Consider the following 23,495-nt stretch of genomic DNA (forward strand, 5'->3'; position numbering starts at 1 on the left):
ATTAGATGAAGACACAAAAAAGTATTCCAACTACAAAGGTAGAGCGTTCGGCAAAATTTGTTAAAACTGGCATTCAGATCGGCGGTAATTACATTAAACATTATTCAAAAAAACTGTTTAACCCTGAAATGGACCGGGAACAGCTTAACGAGGATAATGCTACCGACATTTATAAATCACTGAGCGAACTTAAGGGAAGCGCCTTAAAAATTGCACAAATGCTGAGCATGGATAAAAATATCCTGCCGAAATCTTATGTCGATAAGTTTAGCCAGTCGCAATACAATGCTCCCCCGCTTTCAGGCCCATTAATTGTGCGCACTTTCACCAAAAATTTCGGTAAAACACCTGAAAACATTTTCGATAGTTTTAACTTAAATTCCAGCAATGCAGCTTCTATCGGGCAGGTACACCAGGCCATGCTTAACGGCAAAAAATTAGCCATTAAAATTCAATATCCTGGCGTGGGCGATAGTATTTCGTCTGATTTAAAACTGGTAAAACCTTTTGCATTCCGTTTACTGGGCATGTCTGAAAGGGAATTGAATATCTATATAAAAGAAGTTGAAGAACGTCTTCTCGAAGAAACTGATTATGAACTGGAAGTTAAACGTTCTATAGAATTTTCTGAAGCCTGTAAAAACCTCGATCATGTGGTTTTTCCGAAATATTATCCCGAATTATCTGGCAAGCGTGTCATTACCATGGATTGGATTGATGGCCAGCACTTGAAGGAATTTTTGCAGACCAATCCCTCGCAGCAACTTCGGAATAAAATTGGTCAGGCCTTGTGGGATTTCTATAACTTTCAGCAACACGAGCTGAGGGCTGTACATGCAGACCCACATCCGGGAAATTTTATGATCACTCCAGATGAAAATTTAGGCGTAATTGATTTTGGCTGTATTAAAGAAATGCCAGACGACTTTTATTACCCGTTTTTCTCCTTAATTTCTACTGATGTCATCAATGATAAAAATAAAACCATCGATGCTTTTAGAAAACTGGATATGATCCATGCAGAGGATTCTGCTGAACAGGTTGAGTTTTATTATAAATCGTATAAGGAAATGATCAGTCTGTTTGCCAAACCTTATATCAGTAAATCTTTTGATTTTAGTAAACCTGATTTTTTTGAGCAGCTTTATGCTTACGGTGAAAAGATCTCTAAGATGCCAGAATTTAAACAGGCACGTGGCGTAAAACATTTTATTTATGTTAACCGGACTAACTTTGGATTGTACCAGATTTTGCACGAGTTAAAGGCTACTGTACATACGGATACCTATAAACCCACTTTGGAAAGGTAAATACAGGAGATTAATATAGTTCCGGCACTACGATCGGATAGTTATCGGAATGAATTAATTACATAATGCTCCGGCAAAGTCTTTTGATGCATAAGCTTTAAATGTTCTGTTTGCAGTTCCGATAGACTCACTCGCTTTTGAATCCGATTTTACAGTTTTCGCTTCTTCCATTGTTTTTAAAGGACTGTCATCCTTAACGTAAAACCTGTATTCTGTTTTGGTAACCTTGCCAACGGCAGGTCCGCCAACAATTGTCTCAAAACAAAAAATAACTTTACCCGATCGGTAATAGTATTCATTTACCCAGCTCCCATCTCCTATTGCACCTGATTCTACTATTTTAACGATGCCTTTTTCGTCAAAATAGTAATCCACTACGCCATCCTCCGTACAACCGGCAGATTCATAAGTGTAATGTTCCTTTTTTAGCCTTTTTGAATTGATTTTCTGCACATCCTGTCGAATTGCTAAAATTGCCTGGTCGACCATTTGTTTGTTCGATGTTAAATTCTGTTGCGATGGCACAGATTTCGTTACCTGGGAAAACGCCACATTTGTTAAACCAAAAGACAGGAGCAATTGAACGACAGTTTTGCAAAAGGTCATAGTTATATTTATTGTTTTAGTGAACACACTATGAACACTAACAATCTATCTGCCATTCGGTTTATTATTGGGGTAACTTTTCTTTCAATTTCGTTGCGCTACAGTCGAAAAATCAATAAATTAAATCCAGTAAAAATGCTTTTGTAGATTTCTCCATTCCGTTGCACTCCAGTCGAAATGACGATTATTCTATTAAATAAACGCTAAGTATTTTTTTTTACCACATTAACCATGTGATCAATATCAAATGGTTTTTCGATATAATCGTCGGCTTTGCAATCTTCTGCCTGTTGTGGTAAGTTATTAGATGTTGAGGTGAGCACGGCTGGTACATCTTGCGTTTCAGGATCAGATTTAAGTTCTTTAATCACCTGCGACCCTTTCTTTTTACCTTTGATATGATCATCAACTATCACCACATCGGGCTCAATTTCATCTATTTTATCTATAGGATCGGTTGTTAAAGATGCGGTAACATCAAATCCCTCATCTTCTAATACCTGGTCCATTATATCAAGGATATCTTTATTATCCTGAACAAGTACAACCTTTTTCTTCATAAATAAACAGACTAAATTCTCACTAAAGATAAAAAAAAAGAGCAATCCAAAAATGGATCTTAAAAGATTTTACAAATGCTTGGTAAAGTTTCAGGCTTTCGTCTTGAATTAATGCCTGTTCGTCGAGTATTAACTATCGATTGTATAAAAATGCAACATGGCCTGCAACGTTTTTCATTTCACGGCGTCTTATCATCAAACAAAAACAAAAAAGACTTAAACAGTTAAATAACAATTAATTAACATTTAATTATTAAATAAAAATATTATGAAAACCGCTATTAAAACCCTCATCGCAACTTCATTAACCGCAATTGTTTTATCATCTGCTGTATTTACTACAAGCGTTTCTGCTATAGAAAAAAAACCAGATGCCATTGCAAAAATATCAGCCTTTAAAAGAATTTCAGTGGCAGGGAATGTAGAAGTAACCATTATCCAACGAGGTAATGCTGGTATTTCTTATAGCGAAGATAACACAGGCACAGCAAAAGTGATGCAAGATGGGTATAATTTAAAAATTACTTCAACCAGTGCCGAAAAAACAAAATTAATCGTTTATGTAAATGATTTTTACAGGATCGAAGCATCTGGAAATGCTATTGTTAAAACCGAAGGAAAACTAACCACCAAATATCTTCAAATCTTTTTAAAAGGAAATGCTCATGCAGATATCAATACCAGCTCAGAAGGTTTATATACTTTAATTTCAGATCATGCAGATTTAAAATTAAGTGGCTCTACCGATATCCATACATTGGTAATGGGTAAATCACAAAAGTTAACCATTGATAGATTTGCTGCTTTAAAAACCAACATCAGTTCGATAGAAACTGATGCTGTTGAAAGAGAAATCGCCGCAATTAACTAAGGATAACATACACAAATGAAAAAAGGCTTTCTGATCTAAATCGGAAGGCCTTGTTTGTTGTGATGGAAAATGTAAGACGGATGATGGAATGCATACCAATCATTACCATAGGCTATTGCTCAGTCACAAGTTACGTATTGAATTAGCTTTTTTTCAGGCGGAGAAAAAATAGGACTCTTTTTATTGAACGCTATTGATCACACAAGGGTTAAAAACAAAAAATCCGCCGGTATTAAGCCAGCGGATTTTTAAAGAATTTAGTGCTGCAGCACCTTTTCGATTTCCTCCTCAATAGATTTAATCTCTTTAGGTTTAAGCTTTTTAGCAGCATCTGTTCTGGTTGTTACTTTATTTTCCGGATACTTTATACCTACCCTTAGAGCTTTTAAGCCTGATACCCCCTGAAGTTCATCCAATTCCAATTGCTCTAAATCGTCGTTTAAATAACCTTGAACCTGCATGTATTTGATATATTCTATATACTCTTTGGCTTCTTCAGGATTAAAGTAAACCATAGAAATTTTATGCGGCTGCGTTAAACGTTCTGTAGTTCCTTTTATCAGCACTTTATCAATCCGTTTTTTAACTACCTCATAACGGATATTGTAGGCTCCTTCTACATCAAAACGGCGTTCATCGTTCCTGAAACTAATATCAATAGCATTTGAGTGGATAAAAATTAATTGCGTAGTTTCCAGTGCGCGTGGCATTTCGGCAATTAAACTATTTGATAAACGGGCAATATCAACCATGGAAGTAAGTTGCCACAAGCGGATATTTTTCAGGTAAAGCAAATCAAATGGCTTTTCTGGAGCTATGTCCTGACCAATGTAAATATCGTACTCTACGCCATCTGTTCTAAATTTTGCAAAATAGCAAGGATAAGAAGCTTGCAGTTTTGATTGCGATTTTTCCAGGTATTGACTTACTTCGGTATTGATCAGCTGCATAGAAACTTCCAGCTGCCTGCGGTTTTCGAATGCGGCTCCGGTTTCCGGCACTACTACTTCGAAATATTTATCGATTACGGCTGCTGTTTCAGGATGGTTTCCTTTAATAATAGATAAAAAAGGATAGACCTCAACTTCCAAAAATTCGTTCAGCTGGCTTTCTTCGTTTGATGAAGCAAAATCGCCAATTCTTTTAATCCAGTCTTTACAATTAAAAATCAGCTTATCAATCAGCGCTAAAGAAACATGTTTGCAGATCTGTTTTAAAGTATCAATTAAAGTATTTAACTGTACTCCCATATCATCTTTCAGCGCTCTGTTGCGCTCGATGGTGGAATTGCGGATATCAATAGCACCAAACAGCGGGTATAAATGTTTAAAGGTAACGGTCTCAATTTCTTTTAACTTATGATAACCATTATTCTGCTGAAGGAAATGCCAAACGGCCTCATTAAATTTCCACTGAACGGAAGGTTGCAAGGCCGTAAATTTATCCATTAAAATTTCGTCCATTTTGGCATTAAACTCTTCAATGCTGTATTGGAAAAGCTGACCGATTAAAGGCATGGCCGGACGTAACCTAGATAACAATTTATCATCAACAGCTACTTTATCGTTAGAATACACTTCCAGTACGCCTGCCAACTCTTTATTATAGTAAATAGGCAGCACTGAATAAGAACAAACACCAGCAGCTTTTAAAACCTTTAAAAAAGGATCTTTCTCTATCTGATCATCATTAATGGCGCCCACGAAAATAGCCCTTGGGTTTTCCTTGTATTTATCAACCAGCGAATAAAAAACTTCTTCTTCTAAATTGGAAGCTTTTGCCGAATTGATTAGCTTGCTTTGCGAAAACTCCTGGTTATCGAATACGAGCTTATTGTTAACCGTTAAAAAAGGCATTAAGCCAAATTCAAGCTTGCTGTTACCACTAAGCGTTTTTAATGCATGTATTACATGGGTATAAGCTTCGGTTTGGTAGTTATGATCAGCCAACGCACTGCGAATACCTTCAATGGAGTGTTGTAAAGTAACATCGGTAATGGAAATGATGCTAAAACCTTCAAAATGGAAATTTTTCAAAGGCAGATTTTCTACCAGGAATTCTAATTCTGTTTCTTCCTGAAAATGTTTACCCAGCGCTTCAAAATTCAGCTCAGGCAAATCACCCTTATGCATAATTTCTACAAATTTGGTATCCGTTTGGATATTGTAGTATTGCGTAAGCTTAGTTTCGGGATTAATATGGGCATAAATGATCTCGTTTTTCAGTACCGGGGTAAAATTATAAAAACGGCCTAAAATTACGTTATAGATAAACTTAAGCTGTTTTTTCTCAACCGGCTCGTTATCTTTCGTTACCTTATTTTTAGGATCGTGATCCTTAAAAAATTTATAAAATGCGTTGGTGCTAAAAAAAATCTGATCCGGAATCGGGGTACTTAAAGCCCAAAACAAATCGTCTTCGTTATCCATTAAAGGTGTTAGAATGGTAAAAATCAATTCTAAAGTATCTTTATATTTGGATAATTCTTCTGCACTGATGTTGCCAAGAAGCACATCGTCTTTTTCAATTTTTTGAAGTAAAAACCTGTAAAATTCAGATTTTACCGATTTTTCTGTTTTCAACCTTCCCTTTAGGTATTCCACAAGGGGGCGGAAAGACAGAGATGATTCTACCTGGCAATGTATACATTCGTTTTTATGTATCTGTATTACATTGGTATTCATTGTATAAGTTCTGCTATATGGTAAAAATTATAATTATCTAATGTGTTACTAATCAATTGCAAAGATAGCTACTACCCTATACAATGTTAGTCTGCTGAACGTAATACTTAGATAAAACATCCATAGTGATGTTACACAAATTTAGTACCTAAAATTCAGTGAAACGTACGGATACCAGCCATCGCTGGAGTGTCCCATCACAAATCGCACAACTGTGAGTGATGCCGGAGCAAAATAAACCCCTCCCCCAACGCCATGGTGCCATATTGTTGAGGTTTCGTCACGTTTCCAAACCCTGCCGACATCGTAAAAACCAAGCAAGCCAACTTGTCCGGGTAAAACGTAACTTACCAAATCGCCAAGCTTTGCCCTGAGCTCCAGGTTGTTGTAAAACATATGCTCGCCGGCAAACCTGAATTGACGGTAACCCAACAGATTCCCTTGTCCACCTAAAAACAAAGCCTGGTAAAATGCGGGTTTACCAATGGTAACTCCTCCACCGAAACGATCGGCCAAAATGAAGTTTTTTCTGCCATCTAAATTTTTATATAAGGCAATGCTGCCCGTAACCTGGGCTATAGAATTAGAATATTTATTTATGCCTTTATAGCCTAATAGTTTAAAATCTACGAAGCTACCTAAGGTTGGTAATAAATCATTATCACGTGTATTGTTGGTGAAATTCACAAATGCACCGGCAAACATTTTTTCGTTGCGTACGGTTAAACTATCTGATGAGTGTAGCTGGGAAGTATTTTCGATAAAGCGGCCATCGTTATCTTCCTGATTATATTTGTAATACTGAAATGCCGGGCCAACGCTAAAAGTAGATTTAGGACGGCGCCAGCGAATGGCAGCATCTACCTGGTACAGGTTAAAACGTGCGCGGTAGTACCTGATATCATCGCCATGTTCATCGAAATGGGTTTCATTACCAAAACCAAAGAAATTCTGTGTGTTGTTTGGTGCGAAGGCATCGGCTTTCAAAACAAAATCGCCTTTACCTAAAGCTTTTAACCACTCACCTTTATAATTAAACCTGAAAGCTTTAGTCGAAAATGAATGCAAAAAGGAAATAGTCTGCGAATTGCCATAAGGTTGCTTTCTAAAACCAGGATTGGTTTGTTTATAGATTAAACCCAATAAAATCCCATCATCCTGATTATAACCAGCATTTAATAACCATGAATTCCGGCGGTACATATCTTTTGGGATATAGCTAAAGTTGGCAGTATCGTTTGAGATAATTTTCCTGATCTTATTGGCATCCTCCCCATTATAAGTTGCCTTATCAGTTCTGCCGTATAATTTAACAGATCCGTTACTGTTTGCAAAATCATAAACTTTAGTGCCCTTTCCACCAATAATCCGCAGTTTAATATTCGAATTTTTGTTGTTTAGGATCAGGCTATCGTTACCGTTGTGCATGTACACCCTGATCTCTTTGGTTACTTTAGGATCAAATTTCCGGTCGAAAAGCTCATCTTTAATATTACCTTCTTTAGAAATTTTATTGATTTTTACACGTAGCCCATCTTTTTCAGCATCGGTAATCTGAATCAGTTCATTCTTATTGGTCACTTCAATATCTACAATGCGGTTAAAGAAATGATAATACTGCTTCATTAATTTTGGCAACGTTGCTATGCGGTTACGCATCTGTGCCAAAAAGGCATCGTGATGTAATGAATAACTAGGTTCAGGAAGTTTTTTCAATGCTTTTTCAAAAACCGCATCGTTATAATTTGCGCAGAAATCTTTTACAATTTTATCAAATTCCTCCTCGTCGATATTGGCTGTCCAGCGGCTGCTGATTTCCCTTCCTTCCCATAAAAACCAATTGATATCTTTTATACCACGTTCGTAACCCTGCATCATCGGTAATAATGACGAAGATTGGGTATAGCGTTGTAAAAAGCCATCAGATCTGAAAAATACCTGATCGCGATCTCTTGGCACCGGCGAATAAAGCGAGCCATCTTTAGTCTTCGTTTCTTTCCAGCGCCACTGGTCTTCGTGTCTGTCCCAATCGCCCAATAATACATCAAATGCCCTTGCCTTAACCCAGGCAGGTCCATCTAATTTATTGTCGTTATCTTCGGTTAGTTTTTTATCCATTTTCGGCGAACTGTCTGATTCTCCGGTTGGTTCCCGTTCTTCGAATAAACACAAAGTATTGGCAAATGCCGATTCAAATTCGCCCAGATTATCATCAGGAGAAACCCAGCCAATAATCGGATTGCTATGTGCAATGCCACCAGCTTTAGCAAGTTCAGGAACTACCAATGCCGAAAACGGATGCTGTGCTGACATATTATCTTTTATAATATCTTTCGCGAAAGTTTCCCGTAATGCAGCAGGTAATAGTACTTCAGGATATTTTTCAACACTGCGCAATACGTATTCTTTGCCGTTTTTGTCTTCTAAGCGCAAAGACCGTGATTGATTACCACCGCCACGTTGCGTAGCCTTTAAGCCGCCCATCATTTGAGAAACCCTTAGTACCGGAACTTTCGTTTTTGCAGCATATTCTTTACGGTAATTTTCGCCAAAAATAAAACGATGAAAACGACCAACGCTATCATACTCAGGCTTAATGCGTACAAAAATACTGTCGGCAGTAATTGGTTTGTCTCTATTTCTTGTTTTTTGAGGAATGGTTTCGAACTTTTTAACGTAACTATAAACTTTTTTAACGCTCGTATCCGAATAAATATAATATTCGTAGCGCATATCATTGTTTTTTAACTGATCGGCTACTACATATCCCTGTTGCATTTCATGGAACAAAGAAGTTTTACCTTCCTTATTGGGCGATACTTTTGATCCCGAACCACTGATAATCTGCAATTGTTTTCCTTTAATTAACTGTAAACCATGTTCATGCCCGGCCACATAAGTTACATTCGGATAATCGCCAAATACACCGGTTACTGATTTAATCATATCCTTATAAGCCGGATGATTTAAATCTTCAGGGCTCAGTAAGGTAGAACGTAATAAAGGATAAACAGAACCTAAACCAGGCAAAGGGATATATAGATTTTTGTTCAAAGATGTTAACGGAAACAGATGGTTCCGTAAGTTAAAATAACCACCATGCGGTCCGTAACTTTGAAAGGGATGGTGTGATGCCAGAAGAATTACTTTATCCTTATTTTCTTCTAATAACTGCTCCATTTTTACCAGCACCTCATCTTTGGTACGGCAGTCGCAATCGCCATCAGGATTAGATTTATTGTAGGGGAACAGCCACCATTCACTATCGTAAGCAATGATGGTAAGTTTATCGGTTAATTTAATGGCTACGGGATCGGGACAACCGTTATCGGGAATCAGTTTCAGTAAAGGATCGTTCTGTTCCCTAAGGTAATCGCCCTGGGCTTTTATTTTGGCAAGTCCTTTAGGACCGGATTTATCCCAATCGTGGTTGCCGGGAATAAAATAAACCGCAGCGCCCATATTACGCATCGGTTCGAACTGCGAACGCAGAATCTTTTTGGTTTCCTCTTCGTCTATACTTCCCGGCAAGCCCATTCCGGTTGGGTAAATATTATCGCCCAGATATACAACGGTTGTTTTTTTTGGAAGGATCTGCTTTGCAGCGTTTTTTAAATCCTGCATTTGGGCAGGGTTCATTTCGCCTGCGTCGCCAAAAAGAATTACACGGTATTTTACATCATCCTGCGCAAAGGCAATGAAGTTGATTAAAAATAAGATGTTAAAAAGGGTAAATCTTTTAATCATAGACTAAGCGTTTGTATAAAGGTAGTTATTTTAAAATTTATTTTATTTCTCATTAGCATCGTTCCAAAAAAGATCGTCATTGCGAGGAGGAACGACGAAGCAATCTATCATGCTAGTGATCCTTGCTATAAAGATTGCTTCGTCGGCTGAAAAAGCCTTCTCGCAATGACGATCCCTCGGGGAGATTTATTTAAAGGTAGCAACTCCACCATTAAATTCTACTGTCATTTATATTGATTTTATAAATATATACCCCTACCATAGACAAAATCTATCAGTACGGCCATCATACGATAGCTATCGGATCTCGCGCAGGCGGGAATCTTAAAGCGCTTGCATTACGATTATTCATAAGTTTCCCTTGTTTCAAAGGCATTTATGATCACTCCGTGATTCCCAATCAAGTTGGGAATGACGATTCCTCGCAACTTATAATACGATCGCGTTAGGATACCTCTACCAAATTTACTTTTTCAATTTAAACAGTAAAATATTACCAGCGGCTAGGGTCCCACCCTCATTAGAGATATAAAGGTTATTATCTCGATCAAAGGCAATGCCTTCTGGCTGGTTAAATAACTTCGGATCTAAGGGATGTGTTGTTTTAACTTTGAAATCAGCATCGGTAATAACAAGTACCTTGTTTACTGAAGAAAGTACATACCACTCATTGGTTTTTGGATTTTTTGCCAGTGCAGATGGCCGGAACTTTGATTTTGAACTTCCAGATGCTTTTTCGATCGCTTTATGCGAAAGGCTAAATTCTCCTGCTGCTGTTAGCGAAGCATCATCAGCAACTTTAAAACCATAAATACTGGAAGCTTTTGCTTTAGAATCGGGTTTGCTATCTTTAGTCAGCACATAAATCATGTTGTTTTTTTCATCTGCCGCCAATCCTTCATACTCTGCTTTGGGCACAAGATCTTTGGTTTTGGTTACATTGGCGGCTTCTGGCTTGCCTACTTCAGCAATTGGAAAAGTATGCAGTTCGCCATTGCTTTTTAACACAATGAAATAATTTTTGATGATGGTTACATCTTCATAATCGCCTTTGCCACCAAATTTCGTAAATTTTGACTCTTTATCGCCCAAACCTAAGTGAAAGAGGTCTCCATCTTCATCCTGTATTGCAAATACTTCTTTTGGATCGCCATTATGAAATACAATGCCTGAAATTTCGAAGAGATTTTGAGGCATATTGTACGTTACCGGATTGGCCAGATCATAAGGTAAATCTGATTTTGCTGCCCCGCTGGTTGAAGCTGTTGTACTTGTTGAATCATTTTGTTTATCATCGCGGTTACCGTTTACACACGATACGCTAAAAAAAGCTGAAGCGACTAAAAGACCTGAAGCCAAAAAAGTTTTATTGTATTTCATAAGGGTAAAAATTTAATGTCCTTGGTCTGTGAGGACACAGACCAAGGCACTTTATTTATTTTTCAATAATTCATAAATATCATGCTGGGAGGAAACAAGAACCCCGCCAGTTTTAACAGGAATATTATTCATGTTTTCATCAATACAAACCGCCTGCACGTTATCTTGTTTTTGGATTTCGATAATAGCTCTTATTTCCTCCTTAATCTGCTCGTTATAAATCGGAAAGCAAACTTCAATTCTTCTATAGATATTCCTGTTCATCCAATCAGCAGAGCCCAGGTAAACGTCATATTTACCTAAGTTGTTAAAAACAAAAACACGTCCGTGTTCCAGATAACGATCTACAATACGGGTGACTTTAATGTTTTCGCTCATCCCCGCTACACCTGGAATCAGGCGGCAAATGCTCCGCACAATCATTTCGATCTTTACACCCGCTGCCGAAGCCTCGTAAAGTTTATTGATTAAAACCTTCTCCTCCAGGTTGTTCATTTTAATGGTAATACCGGCTGGTTTACCTTGCTTGGCATGTTCAATTTCCCTGTCGATCAGGTTAAGAAAACCCTGCTGCAAATTAAACTGAGCCACCAATAAGTGATTAAATTTAACCTGGTCTGAAGAGGTAGGTTTAATCCTTTTGGCCAGAAAAATAAACAGTAGCTCTACCTCACGCAGCATTTCTTTATTGGCCGTCATTAAAATATGATCGGTATAAAAAGCAGCTGTGCTTTCATTAAAATTTCCGGTAGCAAACAAACCAGAATAACGCATTCTGTTACCAACCTGGCGTTTCACCAAAGCTACCTTGGCATGAACTTTTAAAGCAGTAACACTGTAAATAATATCAACGCCAACTTCTTTCATTTTTTTTGCCCACTTGATGTTATTGGCTTCATCAAAACGGGCTTTTAGCTCAACCAAAACTGTCACTTTTTTGCCGTTTTTTGCTGCGCTGATTAAAGCGTTAACAATTTTCGAATCGCTGGCCACGCGATATAACGTAACGTAGATCTCCCTAACTTCAGCATCAATAGCGGCTTCGTTAAAAAAGCGCAACACACTATCGTAACTCTGGTAAGGTGTGTGTACAATAATATCATTTTTGTAAATAGCCTCGGTTAACGATCCATCTATTAAATCGGTATTGCAGATTTTTGGCCAGTTTTGGTTGGATAACTTTGACGAACTAACCGGAAAACCCATAAAATCTTTCAGGTTATGGTACTGCCCGCCTTCTATCCTATTGGCTTTTTTTAAATTGAAAAGTTTTTTAAGCAGTTCAAATACATTGGCCGGTATGCCGGGCTGGTGAAGAAAACGTGTCGCCAAACCCGAATCACGCTTTAGCAATTGTTTTTCCAGCTGCTCTGATAAACTACCGGAATATTCATCTTTCAGGTCTATTTCAGCATCTCTGGTGATTTTGAAACTATAACATCCGGTCACTTCACCTTGCGGAAAAATACGGTCTAAATGAAAACGCACAATATCATCCAGAAACACCACAAAGGTTTCATCACCTGATTCGATCTTATAAAAACGGGGTAACTGATTGGAAGGGATATTTAAAATAATTACTTCTGCATCTTCTTTATTTTTTAGTGTAATCAGAAAATACAGCTCATTATTGGAAGGAAAAAAATCGGAATCCGCATTGAGGTAAACAGGCTGCAAAAAGGCCATTACCTGGCTTAAAAAATACCTGGTTATGCTTTTCTCAATTTCTGCGGGGAATGGCGCTCCGTAAATTAAGTTTATCTTATTTTCTTTGAGCAAGGGAATAAGCTCTGATTTAAGCACCTTACCGTAACGCTGCTGCTGACCGGAAATGAGCTGATTGGCTGTATTCAACAAATTTTCATCAATCCTGATATCGTTATCTTCCTTATTGCTCAGTTTCTCTAAGGCGAGCAATACAGGCATGCGTACGCGATAAAACTCATCAAGGTTAGAAGAAAATATCGACAGGAATTTAATGCGTTCTAAAAGCGGAACGGTACTGCGCTCTGCTTCCATTAAAATACGCTCGTTAAACTTTAGCCAGCTTAAATCTCTGTTAAAAAAAGAGCTTTCTACAATCTGTTCCATTAAAGTTTACCGTAAGCTGCGTAAGCAATTACAAATGCAAATACTGCTGCAATTAAACCAAACATGAAAATATTATAGGCCAGTCGGATCAGCTTATACTTTCTGCCTAAAACTACACCCTGCGAGTATACATCGGTAATTAAGGTTCCATATAAAAAATCTTTATCGTTCATCACCTTAATCATCCCGTCGGTATAACTTGGCAAACTCATTTTATAAAAGTTACCAAAAAACAACAGGTTTACCTTTTTCTTATCCATATCTTCCTGGGTAAATTCTCCTTTCGGAATAGATGGCCGGGTTGATAAAATGGAAACAACTACGCAGGTTAAACTTACCAATAGCAAAATAAATGTTGGGATAATCAGGTTGCCATGGTCTTCCAACCGCCTTAACAATAAACTTACAATTAGTGAAAGCATAATCGAATTTACGGTGATGAGGATGTGCGCCTTATTATCGGCCATATCACTCAGCCGTTGGTTATTGGCTGAGGTAATCCTAAACATGGTTTCGATCCCTTTATCTGGCCTATCGTCTTTATCCTTCTTTTTTTTATCTTTAACAATAACGGGTGCAAAGCTTTTAGGTTCTTCGAGTTCGGTATTGATTACTTCTTGTGCAGTGAGTTTACTTTTCAGTTTTTCGATATTTTTCTGTTTCTGATCGCTTAACAGCAGATTGGCGTAGTCGGTATGGTAATGGTGCGATTCCATAAACTGGATATCCTTTTTGCGCCAATCAGATTTACTGATCTCTTTTTTATAGATCAGTTCATTTTCCTTATGCATTAATTTACCTTTTGCACGAAAATCGGCCAGTCCTAAATGGAACAAATCTGCGTCGCAAAGGATTTTATCAATTTCACTTTTAGGTTTCTGAGGAATTTTAGTGGCCAATATTGCACTTTTAACCTGATCACGGATTTCCTGGTTTACCTTATGTTTTGCCAAAAAATCATCAGCCAGCACTGCTCCTTTTGCTTCGTGGTTTAATGCATCTTCAAAATATCCTGTATCATGAAACCAGGCTGCAACGGTTACCGTAAAAAAATCCTGTTCGTTTAACTGGTAATGATTGGCAATTTGCTGCGCAGCATTTACTACTTTTTCCGTGTGTTCGAGGTTATGATAAACCAGGCGTGGATCGCTATGGGTATGGAAGTAATCGCCAACATGCTTTTCTACATCTTCCTGCAATTGTTTATAGTTCATGAGCTTATTGGGGTTGCGATAATTTGATATGATGAAGGAAATGCATTTTATTGAAAATCTTTAAAGCTGAAAAATCGGTTTATTTTTATAGGGATAAAATTACGCTATTTTTTTAAAAACAACACTGATCTCCGCTCAACAATAATAATGCCCCTTTTATTTTACAATTAGATTTAGAAATGTGAGTGTTTGGCACTATAACCTCATGAAATCAAGTTTATTCTTGTTAAAAAAAGATTACAATTTGGTATAAATAGCAAATTCATTGGCGCTAGAAAGCACTAATTTCAATTTAATTAACTTTATGGTCAATCATCAGTAGAATTTTAGTTTAATGCTAATATCACCAAATTGAATAATAAAAACAGGTGTATACGCGGCACATTTTACGATCAGCATTCCTGATTTAAGCTGCTGCAAATATGACCTGAACTTTTTCCCGGAATAAATAATGAAAAGAAAAAACACCTATTTTTTTTTACTGTTAATGGCAATAGCGCTGAATGGCTTTGCGCAAAAAACAATAGAAATCACAACAAAAAACAATGTGCTGATTTTAGAAACAGATCGTGACAACACTTTATTATCAACCTACCTTGGCAAAAAACTAGACAACGCGGGCGAATACCCGGGCATACAGGCATTAGATAAATATAAGCCTGGCTCTGATGATCTTTTAAACAAACGTGAAGCTTACATTGCCTCCGGCTCGCTTAATTTATTAGAGCCGGCATTAACCGTCACCCATAACGATGGAAACAAATCGACGGTATTAACATTTTTTGATGTAAAAACTGAACAGCTGGATCAGAACAGAAAATTGACCAGCATCATCCTTAAAGATCTAAAATACAATTTTCAGGTGACCTTAAAATACCTGGCTTATTTTAATGAAAACGTAATTGAGCAGTGGACTGAAATCAGGCATCAGGAGAAAGGCACAGTAGTGCTCAACAAATATGCTTCAGCAAATCTTACGCTGAGTGGAAAAAAATTCTTCCTTAAAAACCAATATAGCGGTGCTACCCGCGAAATGCGATCGGAAGAGCAGCAATTACTGCATGGCATAAAAACCATCGATTCGAAACTGGGAACCAGAACAAACCTGCTTCATTCTTCTTCTTTTATGGTTTCGATAGATCAGCCTGCAACTGAAGACCTGGGTGAAGTAATTGCCGGATCGCTGGCATGGACCGGAAACTTTAAGTTGGATTTTGAAACTTTTGACGAGTATTACCTCCGGGTAACTGCCGGGATCAATAATTTTTCTTCTAATTATACTTTAAAGGCTGGCGAAAATTTCGTTACCCCCCGCTTTATTTATACTTACTCATCGGCAGGAAAGGGTTTAGCCAGCAGGAATTTGCACGATTGGGCCAGAAACTATCAGCTATTAGATGGCAAAGGCGAAAGGTCTACCATCTTAAACAACTGGGAAACCACTTATTTCGATTTTAATGATGAGAAACTAAATGAATTGACTAAGGATACCAAAAAATTAGGTGTTGATGTTTTTTTATTGGATGATGGCTGGTTTGGCAATAAATATCCACGTAATGGCTCTACTGCTGGTTTGGGCGATTGGCAGTATAACAGACAAAAATTGAAGAATGGCATCAGTGCTTTGGGTAAAGAGGCCACCGCTAGCGGTGTAAAATTTGGCATCTGGATAGAACCTGAAATGGTAAACCCTAAAAGTGAGCTGTATGAAAACCATCCCGATTGGATAATCAGACAACCTGAAAGAAAAGAATATTACATGCGCAACCAGTTGGTGCTGGATTTAACCAACCCCAGGGTTCAGGATTTTATTTACAAAACAGTTGATGATATTTTTATGGAAGTACCTGAAGTTGCCTTCATTAAATGGGATTGTAATTCTCTGATATACAATGCCAATTCCCCTACGTTAAAAAACCAGGATCATTTTTATCTTGAATATATCAGGGGATTAAACAGCGTACTGGATAGGATTAGAAAAAAATACCCTAAAACGCCAATGATGCTTTGTGCCGGAGGTGGTTCAAGAGTTGATTATGCTGCACTACAATATTTCACCGAATTTTGGCCCAGCGATAATACCAATCCATACGACCGGATTTTTATTCAATGGGAATATTCGTATTATTTCCCTGCTATTGCAATAGATAACCACATTACCGATATGGGTAAACAGCCTATTAAATTTAAAACAGATGTGGCTATGATGGGAAAACTCGGTTATGATGTACGCGTAAATGAGTTAAGTAAAAATGATTTGCTTTTTAGCCAGAATGCCGTTAAAACCTATAATAGCTTTAAAGATATTATCTGGCATGGCCAACAATACCGTCTGCAGGATCCATATGAAAATAAAATAGCTTCAATTGCTTATGTTAATGAGTCAAAAGATCAGGCCATTGTTTTCAACTATTATGTGGCTACCCTGTTTACAAACGGTGTGATATTGCCGATTAAACTAAGAGGATTAGATTCAGCTAAAAGGTATAAAATAGAAGAAATTAATCTCTACCCTGGCGTTAAATCGCCGATTGACAGCACCAAAGTTTACTCTGGCGACTTTTTAATGAAAGTAGGCTTTAATCCGGAAGCAAATGCTTACAGAACCAGCGTAGTTTTAAAGATCCAGGCTATATAAATTGTTAAAACCATCACCGAACTATCATTGACAGCCTCCAAAAAAAGGTCGTCATTGCGAGGAGGAACGACGAAGCAATCTATCATACCAGTAATCGTTGCTATAAAGATTGCTTCGTCGGCTGAAAAAGCCTTCTCGCAATGACGATCCCTTATAATCCATATTAAAAAGCAAAGCGCAATTATTGCATCAGCCTGTAATCTTCTTCTGCCTTTTTTACCTGGTCATAAATTCCGGGGTCGTGTTTCTTAATTTTAATTTTCACATATTTGGAAGCGGGCATATTACTTTCCGCTACCACATTATTTACTGAAACCAACACATTGGTTTCGGGGAAATAAGTAACGGTATTCTTCTCCGGAATTTCGTAGGCAACAATTACAAACAATGGGGCAATTCGTGTTATTCCATCATCATAATTAAACAGATCAACCTTATCCCCTGCCTTCAGTCCGAGTTTTTTGATATCTTTTTGATTCATAAAAATTACCCGCCGCTCATTTTTGATTCCCCTGTAGCGGTCATCCAACCCATAAATAGTTGTATTGAACTGATCATGCGTCCTGGTTGTAGCCATCATATACTCGTCTTCCTCAAGCCGATTGGCTGGAATTTCGGTGAGTGTAAAGGGAGCCCTATCGCCAAATTCTTTGGTTATGAATTTTCCTTCCCTGGCAGCGTTTGGCAAATAAAAGCCGCCTTTTTGCCTTACTTTAATATTATAGTTTTCAAAGCCGGGAATGCACTGCGCTATCGCGTCGCGAACTGCATCGTAACTATCATGGTAAAGGGGCCAGTTCACAACAGATTTTTCGCCTAGTGTTGCCATCGCCATCCGGCATACAATCTGGGTTTCATTTATCAGGTTTTTAGATACGGCATCCAGCATTCCCTTAGAAGCCTGTACAACACCCATCGAATTTTCAGTAGATATGATCTGTACTTCACCATTCACGATATCCTTATCACTGCGGCCATAAGTGGGTAAAATCAATGCTTCATTTCCATGAATTAAATGGCTACGGTTTAGCTTGGTAGATACACATACCAGCAAATCAAGTTTTCTTACGGCATTGGCGGTAAAAGTGGTATCAGGAGTTGCAGATAAAAAATTACCTCCCATGCAGAACAAAAATTTTACCTTGCCCTCTTGCATTGCTTTTATTGTACCTACCACATCATAACCATGCGCTCGCGGCATTTTAAATCCATAGAGCACCTCCAAACGGTCTAATTGCTCGTCAGTAGGTTTCTCATCAATCAGCATGGTCCTGTTTCCCTGTACATTACTGTGTCCCCGCACCGGGCAAACACCGGAACCTGGTTTCCCAATACTACCTTTAAGCAGCAGGATATTCACAATTTCCCTAATCATGGCCACGCCGTTGGGCTGTTGTGTTAAGCCCATTCCCCAACAAAAAATAATTCTGTTTTTAAATGCAATCATTTCGGCGGCTTTATGCAAATCCTCCGTCGATACGCCTGATAAACCGGCTAAATGATCCAGGTTGTAATCTTCCTGTTTAAATTGATCCAAAAAAGCTTCATAACCGGTGGTCTTGTCCTTTATAAACGCCTGATCAAAAACTTTTCCCGGGTGTTGTTTTTCAAATTCAATTAAAAGAATTTCCAGTGCCTTTAACAGAGCCATATCGCCGTTAATCTTTACCGGAAGATACAAATCAGCCAGCTTAACACCTCCGCCTATCATTCCCTTAATAGATTGAGGATCCTCAAAGCCCATCAGGCCAGCTTCGGGCAGCGGATTAATGGCAATAATTTTTGCACCGTTTTTCTTCGCTTTGGCCAGGGCACTCATCATCCTCGGGGCGTTGGTTCCGGGATTGTGGCCAATTTCAATAATCAGATCCGTTTCATAAAAATCCTCAAGGGTTACCGTCCCTTTCCCAATACCAATAGTAGGCCGAAGTGCCGAACCTGAAGTTTCATGGCACATATTGGAGCAATCAGGCATATTGTTCGTTCCAAATTCTTTGGCAAAAAGCTGGTATACAAAAGAAGCTTCATTGCTTGTTCTACCGGAAGTATAAAAGGCGGCCTGATGCGGAGATTGAAGCCCATTGAGGTGCCCGGCAATTTTACTAAAAGCATGATCCCAGCTAATCGGTTCGTAATGCGTGCCGCCCTTTGGCATGTACATGGGTTCGGTAAGCCTGCCAAATTTCCCAATCTGGTAATCATCCAGTTTAGCCAGCTCATATACGGAATGTTGTTTAAAAAAATCTGCTGTAACCCTTTTTGTCGTCGCTTCTTCTGCCAGGGCCTTGGCACCATTTTCACAATATTCGCCAACCGGCGACCGTTCATCATCAGGATCTGGCCAGGCACAACTCGGACAATCGAAACCTTTAAACTGGTTCATGCTCAGCAGGGCTAAATTACCCCTGAAAAATGTTTTTTCTTCAACCAGATTTCCCATCGCGGCCATTACCGCATGCATACCTGCTGCCGATTGTGCTATAGGGCTAAGTTTAAGGTTTAGCAGTTGGTATGGATTTTCTGCTGAAGGCTTATTTTCATTATTTTCCATGGCTTAGCAATTGAGGTTGGGATTCGGAAAATTATCGCTCTGGTCTTCTGCCACGTTGTCCAGGCAGGCAAAGTCTTTTTCTATGAGTATGCTAACGGTACCAGAGGCATCACTAAACCCAACTTTTTCGGTATTCACCAGTTCAGCTATCATTTCCACAGGTATATTCAGCACAATTTTATGGTTAGCAAAATCAGCGGTGAGTGTCTCCTCGTTTGTTCTTCTGATGGCGTATTCCAGCGAATGGCTTGCAAAGTGGGTAAACTCAGAAAGAAAACCCACCGTACCCAATGTGCTAACGTCTGATTTGGTTAAACGGTACCTTATCGAATTGCCTTTGATTCTAATTTTCATGTGATATAGGGATTAATATACGCTCATTTGTGGTGTAAATATTGAACCTGTCTTCCCGGAGAAAGCCCAGAAGGGTTATTCCAAATTCGGAAGCCAGTTCTACAGCAAGGCTGGAGGGTGCACCAATTGCGGCCACAATGGAAATACCTGCCATTGCTGCTTTTTGAATCAGTTCAAAACTAGCCCTTCCGCTTAAAAGTAATATACCTTGGTTTAAAGGGAGCAGATCACCAGCTAGTGCTGCACCAATCAATTTATCTAAAGCATTATGCCGACCAACATCCTCCCGGAGCAATAACAGCTCGCCTTCCATTGTAAAAAGGCCTGATGCATGAATGCCTCCCGTTACTGCAAAATTTTGTTGTGCAGCCCTGAGCTGGTTGGGCAGTGTATACAATACCTCCGGCAACAAAGTTATTTCCTGCTCATCAGCAGAATTCGAATAAGGGCATACTGTTCTGATAGCTGCTATAGATCCTTTGCCACAAACCCCGCAGCTCGAGGTGGTGTAAAAGTTACGGTCAGATTTTAAAAGATCAGGAATAAAACCTTCTATTAATTCCACACCGATTATATTTTCTTTATTAAGTTCGCATGGCATGATCAAATGGCTTATATTTTCAACCTGATCCTTACCGGAGATAATGCCTTCAGTAAATAAAAAACCAAGTGCGAGTTCTAAATCCTGACCGGGGGTCCGCATCGTTACAGAAATATTCTTTTGCGTCCTGTTATTTTCCGCACCATATATGATCCTGATTTCCAATGGCTCTTCAACTGAAAGCGTATCAAGCGCTGGAGCGGCAATAGCACCTGAAACTTTTCTCACAGGCATGTGCCTGATCGATAACGATGGAGTATCCCTCATAAATATGTTGGTAAATCAGAAAAAAATTAAGAGCCTGTCTAAAATTAAATAAAATTTAATTCATATGCCAGTCTGAGCGTAGTCGAATATCATTTCAACGCATTAATAAAGCAATCGGCTACGCTAGCAACTCCACATTGGATAGATCTTATAAGAAAGGTCGTCATTGCAATGACGATGCATTGTTTTGAAAAATTGATTTCAGGTAGCTGGTATTGGCGGTGAAATTATATTTTACGTTTGTAGGTTGTTTGGCATCGCGGCTTCGTTCTACCACCAGCCAACCTTTCCAGCCCAAATCATCAAGTGTCTCTTTTACTTTATGGAGATCGATTTTCGGATCGTTTTGTAACCAAAGCCCATCTTCATTGGTCGCATGGATTTGAACAATATTTTTTTTGCCCAAAATTCTAAGCTCTTGATGTAAATCTCTACCATTTTTTATCGCATTAGAGAAATTGAAATAACTTTTAACATGTTTGCAATCAATATCTTTTAACAGTTGTAACTCACCTTTTGCATCTAAAGCACTTTCAATTCCAATAGTAACTCCGGCTCTGGCAGCCATTTTTCCAGCAACTTTTAACCGCTCCACAATAGGTTCGCGGAGTTCTGGGTTTTTAACTAGATCTCCCTGAATACCCAATGGAAGAAAGACCACTTTAATATTCATTGCTTTAGCGGTATCTAAACAGTCCTGAATCATTTTCTGATAAGTTGGTCGTTTGGCAAATGATTGCGCATAAAAACCAGTCATCGCTAAGGAACAGATTTCAAGGTTTAATTCTTTTGCCTTATCCAGGTACTCCTGTCTGATTTTTGGATCGGCTAGTTTATTGTCGAACGTTTCCCGAGCGCCTAAGCCACCCATGTCAATTTCCAGTCCATCAGCACCGATTTCTTTTGCAAGCGGCAAAGCACTGATTTTCTGACGCTTCAAAATCATTAAATCGATGACAGCAACTTTAAAATGTCCCTTTTTCTCTGCTGCTAAAAGCAATTGACCGGGAATCATTAAACTACCTGTTAACAAGGCCATGCTACCAATAAAAGATCTTCTATTTTGATGTTGCATATCCAATTATTTGCTTGTACTTAATGGGAATAACTTCTCCAGGTTTTCGAAGCCCATTACCGCATTTTTAGGGAGTTTTTCGCCCTTATCACCAAAAACATATAAGGCATTTTCTTTTTCGATGGTTACTTTACTTTCAGCATATTTACCGGTCTTATCTTTAACGGCGACAGCATTTAATTTGAAGTTTTTGATTAGAAAATCGTATAACGCAGTACGTTTATTGATCCCAAAATCGTGCTTTTCATAAGGAAGATGAACATTCTCGACTTTATCTTTAGCACCATAATAACTGTACATTTTTTGCAGGTAAGGAAAATCGTGTTCAGGTGTATGTGCCGTCCAATCGCCACCGTCTGACACCAATAATTGCGGACGTGGAGCTGCCATTGCCGCTAACTCTACGTTATCGGTTCCACCACCACATTGATGAATAGGCATTCCACTTTCGCAAGGACAACCGCCATAAAAGTATGATGACATGGCAACCACTGGAGCACTTAATTTAATGCGGTCGTCCATGGCGGTCATTAAAATAGAATGACTTCCGGCACCCGATCCACCGCTGATTCCGATCCGGTTGATATCTGTTTCTTTTAGCGCACTGAAATAATCCAAAATTCTGATACCGCCTAAAGTTTGAACGGTTTGGGCCAGGCTTTTACGGTGATCTTCATATTTAAACTGCAACATGGATTCGCCCCATGCAAACAAATCGTAACTAAAGGCAATTGCCCCCATTTTGGCAATCATGGCGCAACGGATCTGGCAATCGGGCCGGTAACGTTGTTTTTCCCAATGTCCGTCCGGACTAAGTACAACAGGAATTTTTCCTTTAAACTTCAATGGTTTGTATAGTGAACCGTTAATCCATACGCCGGGTAAAATTTCTAATGCAATGTTCTCTACCGAATAGCCATCGAAAATTCTTTTTGCCGTTACAATCGGTTTTGAATTTGGTTTTGCAGGTAATGGCGATAGCAGTAAGGCTTTGTACAGTTCGGGCTTAATTTCTGCTTTACGTTTTTCCCAACTTGCCCGATCATGATATTTTGTAGCCAATTGGTCTAAGTATGCCCAACCATCCTGCACTTCCCAACGGTAATATTCATATTCCTTTAATTTGTAAACGCCGGGTTTTTCTTTGTTTACCTTCATATCCAAAGGTGTAAGCACATTCGTAAGTGTTTCGTCTACATCAGCCCTGAAACGCCAATCGGCATAGTTTACCCATTTATCTTTTACCTGAGGTTCTGAGTATTTGATTTGTACTTTAAAACGTGTTTGGATTTCTTTTAAAACATCAACAAGCGGTTTTTTATAGCGGTTATCGGTGTTTTGGCTTTGGGCGGAAAGATTATTTACAGCCGATATATATGCAATAAATAATATAGCAAAATATCTAAGCACCCTGCCCGTCATTGCGAGTGCTGATTTTTCATCAGCCGAAGCAATCTTTCTTGACAGGATAGATTGCCGCGTCGTGCCTCCTCGCAATGACGATCGACAAAATCTCAAAATGATGTTTCTAATTATATCTATCATT

At 38.6% G+C, this 23,495-nt stretch carries 15 protein-coding genes; 3 read left to right on the forward strand and 12 right to left on the reverse strand.

Going from position 1 to position 23,495, the window contains the following annotated elements:
* Positions 1-5 precede the first annotated feature (5 nt).
* Positions 6-1,310 (forward strand): AarF/ABC1/UbiB kinase family protein, encoded by a 1,305-nt coding sequence (locus KYH19_RS10835; protein WP_132396867.1) that lies wholly within the window; start codon positions 6-8, stop codon positions 1,308-1,310.
* A 54-nt stretch (positions 1,311-1,364) separates the two neighbouring features.
* Here the strand turns inward: KYH19_RS10835 and KYH19_RS10840 are convergent, their stop codons facing one another.
* Entirely contained in the window at positions 1,365-1,916 is a 552-nt protein-coding gene (locus tag KYH19_RS10840; RefSeq protein ID WP_219078702.1) for a hypothetical protein, read from the reverse strand.
* A 203-nt stretch (positions 1,917-2,119) separates the two neighbouring features.
* Complete coding sequence (locus KYH19_RS10845; RefSeq protein WP_132396863.1) at positions 2,120-2,476, reverse strand: two-component system response regulator; 357 nt, start codon at positions 2,474-2,476, stop codon at positions 2,120-2,122.
* Positions 2,477-2,744: 268 nt separating this feature from the next.
* Here KYH19_RS10845 and KYH19_RS10850 point away from each other — a divergent pair, with 268 nt between their 5' ends.
* On the forward strand, positions 2,745-3,347 hold the full coding sequence (locus tag KYH19_RS10850; protein WP_219078703.1) for a GIN domain-containing protein: 603 nt from the start codon (positions 2,745-2,747) through the stop codon (positions 3,345-3,347).
* A gap of 257 nt (positions 3,348-3,604) precedes the next feature.
* On the opposite strand, the gene KYH19_RS10855 is transcribed toward KYH19_RS10850, so the two are convergent.
* From KYH19_RS10855 to KYH19_RS10875, 5 genes are all read right to left on the reverse strand, one after another.
* A complete protein-coding gene (locus tag KYH19_RS10855; protein ID WP_219078704.1) occupies positions 3,605-5,929 on the reverse strand; it encodes a GAF domain-containing protein in 2,325 nt (774 codons plus the stop codon).
* Between the two features lie 243 nt (positions 5,930-6,172).
* The gene (locus KYH19_RS10860) at positions 6,173-9,778 is read right to left on the reverse strand and encodes a BamA/TamA family outer membrane protein (RefSeq protein WP_219078705.1); all 3,606 of its coding nucleotides are present in this window, start codon (positions 9,776-9,778) and stop codon (positions 6,173-6,175) included.
* Positions 9,779-10,243: 465 nt separating this feature from the next.
* Positions 10,244-11,158, reverse strand: a complete 915-nt coding sequence (locus KYH19_RS10865; protein WP_219078706.1) for an SdiA-regulated domain-containing protein — start codon at positions 11,156-11,158, stop codon at positions 10,244-10,246.
* A gap of 51 nt (positions 11,159-11,209) precedes the next feature.
* Positions 11,210-13,249, reverse strand: coding sequence for a polyphosphate kinase 1 (gene ppk1 / locus KYH19_RS10870; protein ID WP_165902588.1), 2,040 nt, complete (start codon positions 13,247-13,249; stop codon positions 11,210-11,212).
* Positions 13,249-14,463 (reverse strand): Pycsar system effector family protein, encoded by a 1,215-nt coding sequence (locus KYH19_RS10875; protein ID WP_132396853.1) that lies wholly within the window; start codon positions 14,461-14,463, stop codon positions 13,249-13,251. Before KYH19_RS10875 ends, ppk1 begins: the two co-directional genes overlap by 1 nt.
* Before the next feature lie 451 nt (positions 14,464-14,914).
* On the opposite strand from KYH19_RS10875, the gene KYH19_RS10880 reads away from it, so the two are divergent.
* Positions 14,915-17,101: an alpha-galactosidase gene (locus tag KYH19_RS10880; RefSeq protein ID WP_219078707.1), complete on the forward strand. Its 2,187-nt coding sequence runs from the start codon at positions 14,915-14,917 to the stop codon at positions 17,099-17,101.
* Positions 17,102-17,282: 181 nt separating this feature from the next.
* On the opposite strand, the gene KYH19_RS10885 is transcribed toward KYH19_RS10880, so the two are convergent.
* From KYH19_RS10885 to KYH19_RS10905, 5 genes are all read right to left on the reverse strand, one after another.
* A complete protein-coding gene (locus KYH19_RS10885; protein WP_219078708.1) occupies positions 17,283-19,652 on the reverse strand; it encodes an FdhF/YdeP family oxidoreductase in 2,370 nt (789 codons plus the stop codon).
* Between the two features lie 3 nt (positions 19,653-19,655).
* On the reverse strand, positions 19,656-20,006 hold the full coding sequence (locus KYH19_RS10890; protein WP_219078709.1) for a hypothetical protein: 351 nt from the start codon (positions 20,004-20,006) through the stop codon (positions 19,656-19,658).
* Entirely contained in the window at positions 19,996-20,874 is an 879-nt protein-coding gene (gene fdhD / locus KYH19_RS10895) for a formate dehydrogenase accessory sulfurtransferase FdhD (RefSeq protein WP_219078710.1), read from the reverse strand. Before fdhD ends, KYH19_RS10890 begins: the two co-directional genes overlap by 11 nt.
* Before the next feature lie 163 nt (positions 20,875-21,037).
* Entirely contained in the window at positions 21,038-21,949 is a 912-nt protein-coding gene (locus tag KYH19_RS10900) for a sugar phosphate isomerase/epimerase (RefSeq protein ID WP_219078711.1), read from the reverse strand.
* Between the two features lie 6 nt (positions 21,950-21,955).
* Positions 21,956-23,494: an acetylxylan esterase gene (locus tag KYH19_RS10905; RefSeq protein ID WP_255562617.1), complete on the reverse strand. Its 1,539-nt coding sequence runs from the start codon at positions 23,492-23,494 to the stop codon at positions 21,956-21,958.
* Position 23,495 lies beyond the last annotated feature (1 nt).

The organism is Pedobacter sp. D749, from assembly GCF_019317285.1.
GTDB lineage: Bacteria > Bacteroidota > Bacteroidia > Sphingobacteriales > Sphingobacteriaceae > Pedobacter.

Bases quoted from the DNA above. Each gene is read 5' to 3' on its own strand.
- KYH19_RS10835 (WP_132396867.1), top strand. From the start codon at position 6: ATGAAGACACAAAAAAGTATTCCAACTACAAAGGTAGAGCGTTCGGCA.
- KYH19_RS10840 (WP_219078702.1), bottom strand. From the start codon at position 1,916: ATGACCTTTTGCAAAACTGTCGTTCAATTGCTCCTGTCTTTTGGTTTA.
- KYH19_RS10845 (WP_132396863.1), bottom strand. From the start codon at position 2,476: ATGAAGAAAAAGGTTGTACTTGTTCAGGATAATAAAGATATCCTTGAT.
- KYH19_RS10850 (WP_219078703.1), top strand. From the start codon at position 2,745: ATGAAAACCGCTATTAAAACCCTCATCGCAACTTCATTAACCGCAATT.
- KYH19_RS10860 (WP_219078705.1), bottom strand. From the start codon at position 9,778: ATGATTAAAAGATTTACCCTTTTTAACATCTTATTTTTAATCAACTTC.
- KYH19_RS10865 (WP_219078706.1), bottom strand. From the start codon at position 11,158: ATGAAATACAATAAAACTTTTTTGGCTTCAGGTCTTTTAGTCGCTTCA.
- ppk1 (WP_165902588.1), bottom strand. From the start codon at position 13,249: ATGGAACAGATTGTAGAAAGCTCTTTTTTTAACAGAGATTTAAGCTGG.
- KYH19_RS10875 (WP_132396853.1), bottom strand. From the start codon at position 14,463: ATGAACTATAAACAATTGCAGGAAGATGTAGAAAAGCATGTTGGCGAT.
- KYH19_RS10880 (WP_219078707.1), top strand. From the start codon at position 14,915: ATGAAAAGAAAAAACACCTATTTTTTTTTACTGTTAATGGCAATAGCG.
- KYH19_RS10885 (WP_219078708.1), bottom strand. From the start codon at position 19,652: ATGGAAAATAATGAAAATAAGCCTTCAGCAGAAAATCCATACCAACTG.
- KYH19_RS10890 (WP_219078709.1), bottom strand. From the start codon at position 20,006: ATGAAAATTAGAATCAAAGGCAATTCGATAAGGTACCGTTTAACCAAA.
- fdhD (WP_219078710.1), bottom strand. From the start codon at position 20,874: ATGAGGGATACTCCATCGTTATCGATCAGGCACATGCCTGTGAGAAAA.
- KYH19_RS10900 (WP_219078711.1), bottom strand. From the start codon at position 21,949: ATGCAACATCAAAATAGAAGATCTTTTATTGGTAGCATGGCCTTGTTA.
- KYH19_RS10905 (WP_255562617.1), bottom strand. From the start codon at position 23,494: ATGATAGATATAATTAGAAACATCATTTTGAGATTTTGTCGATCGTCA.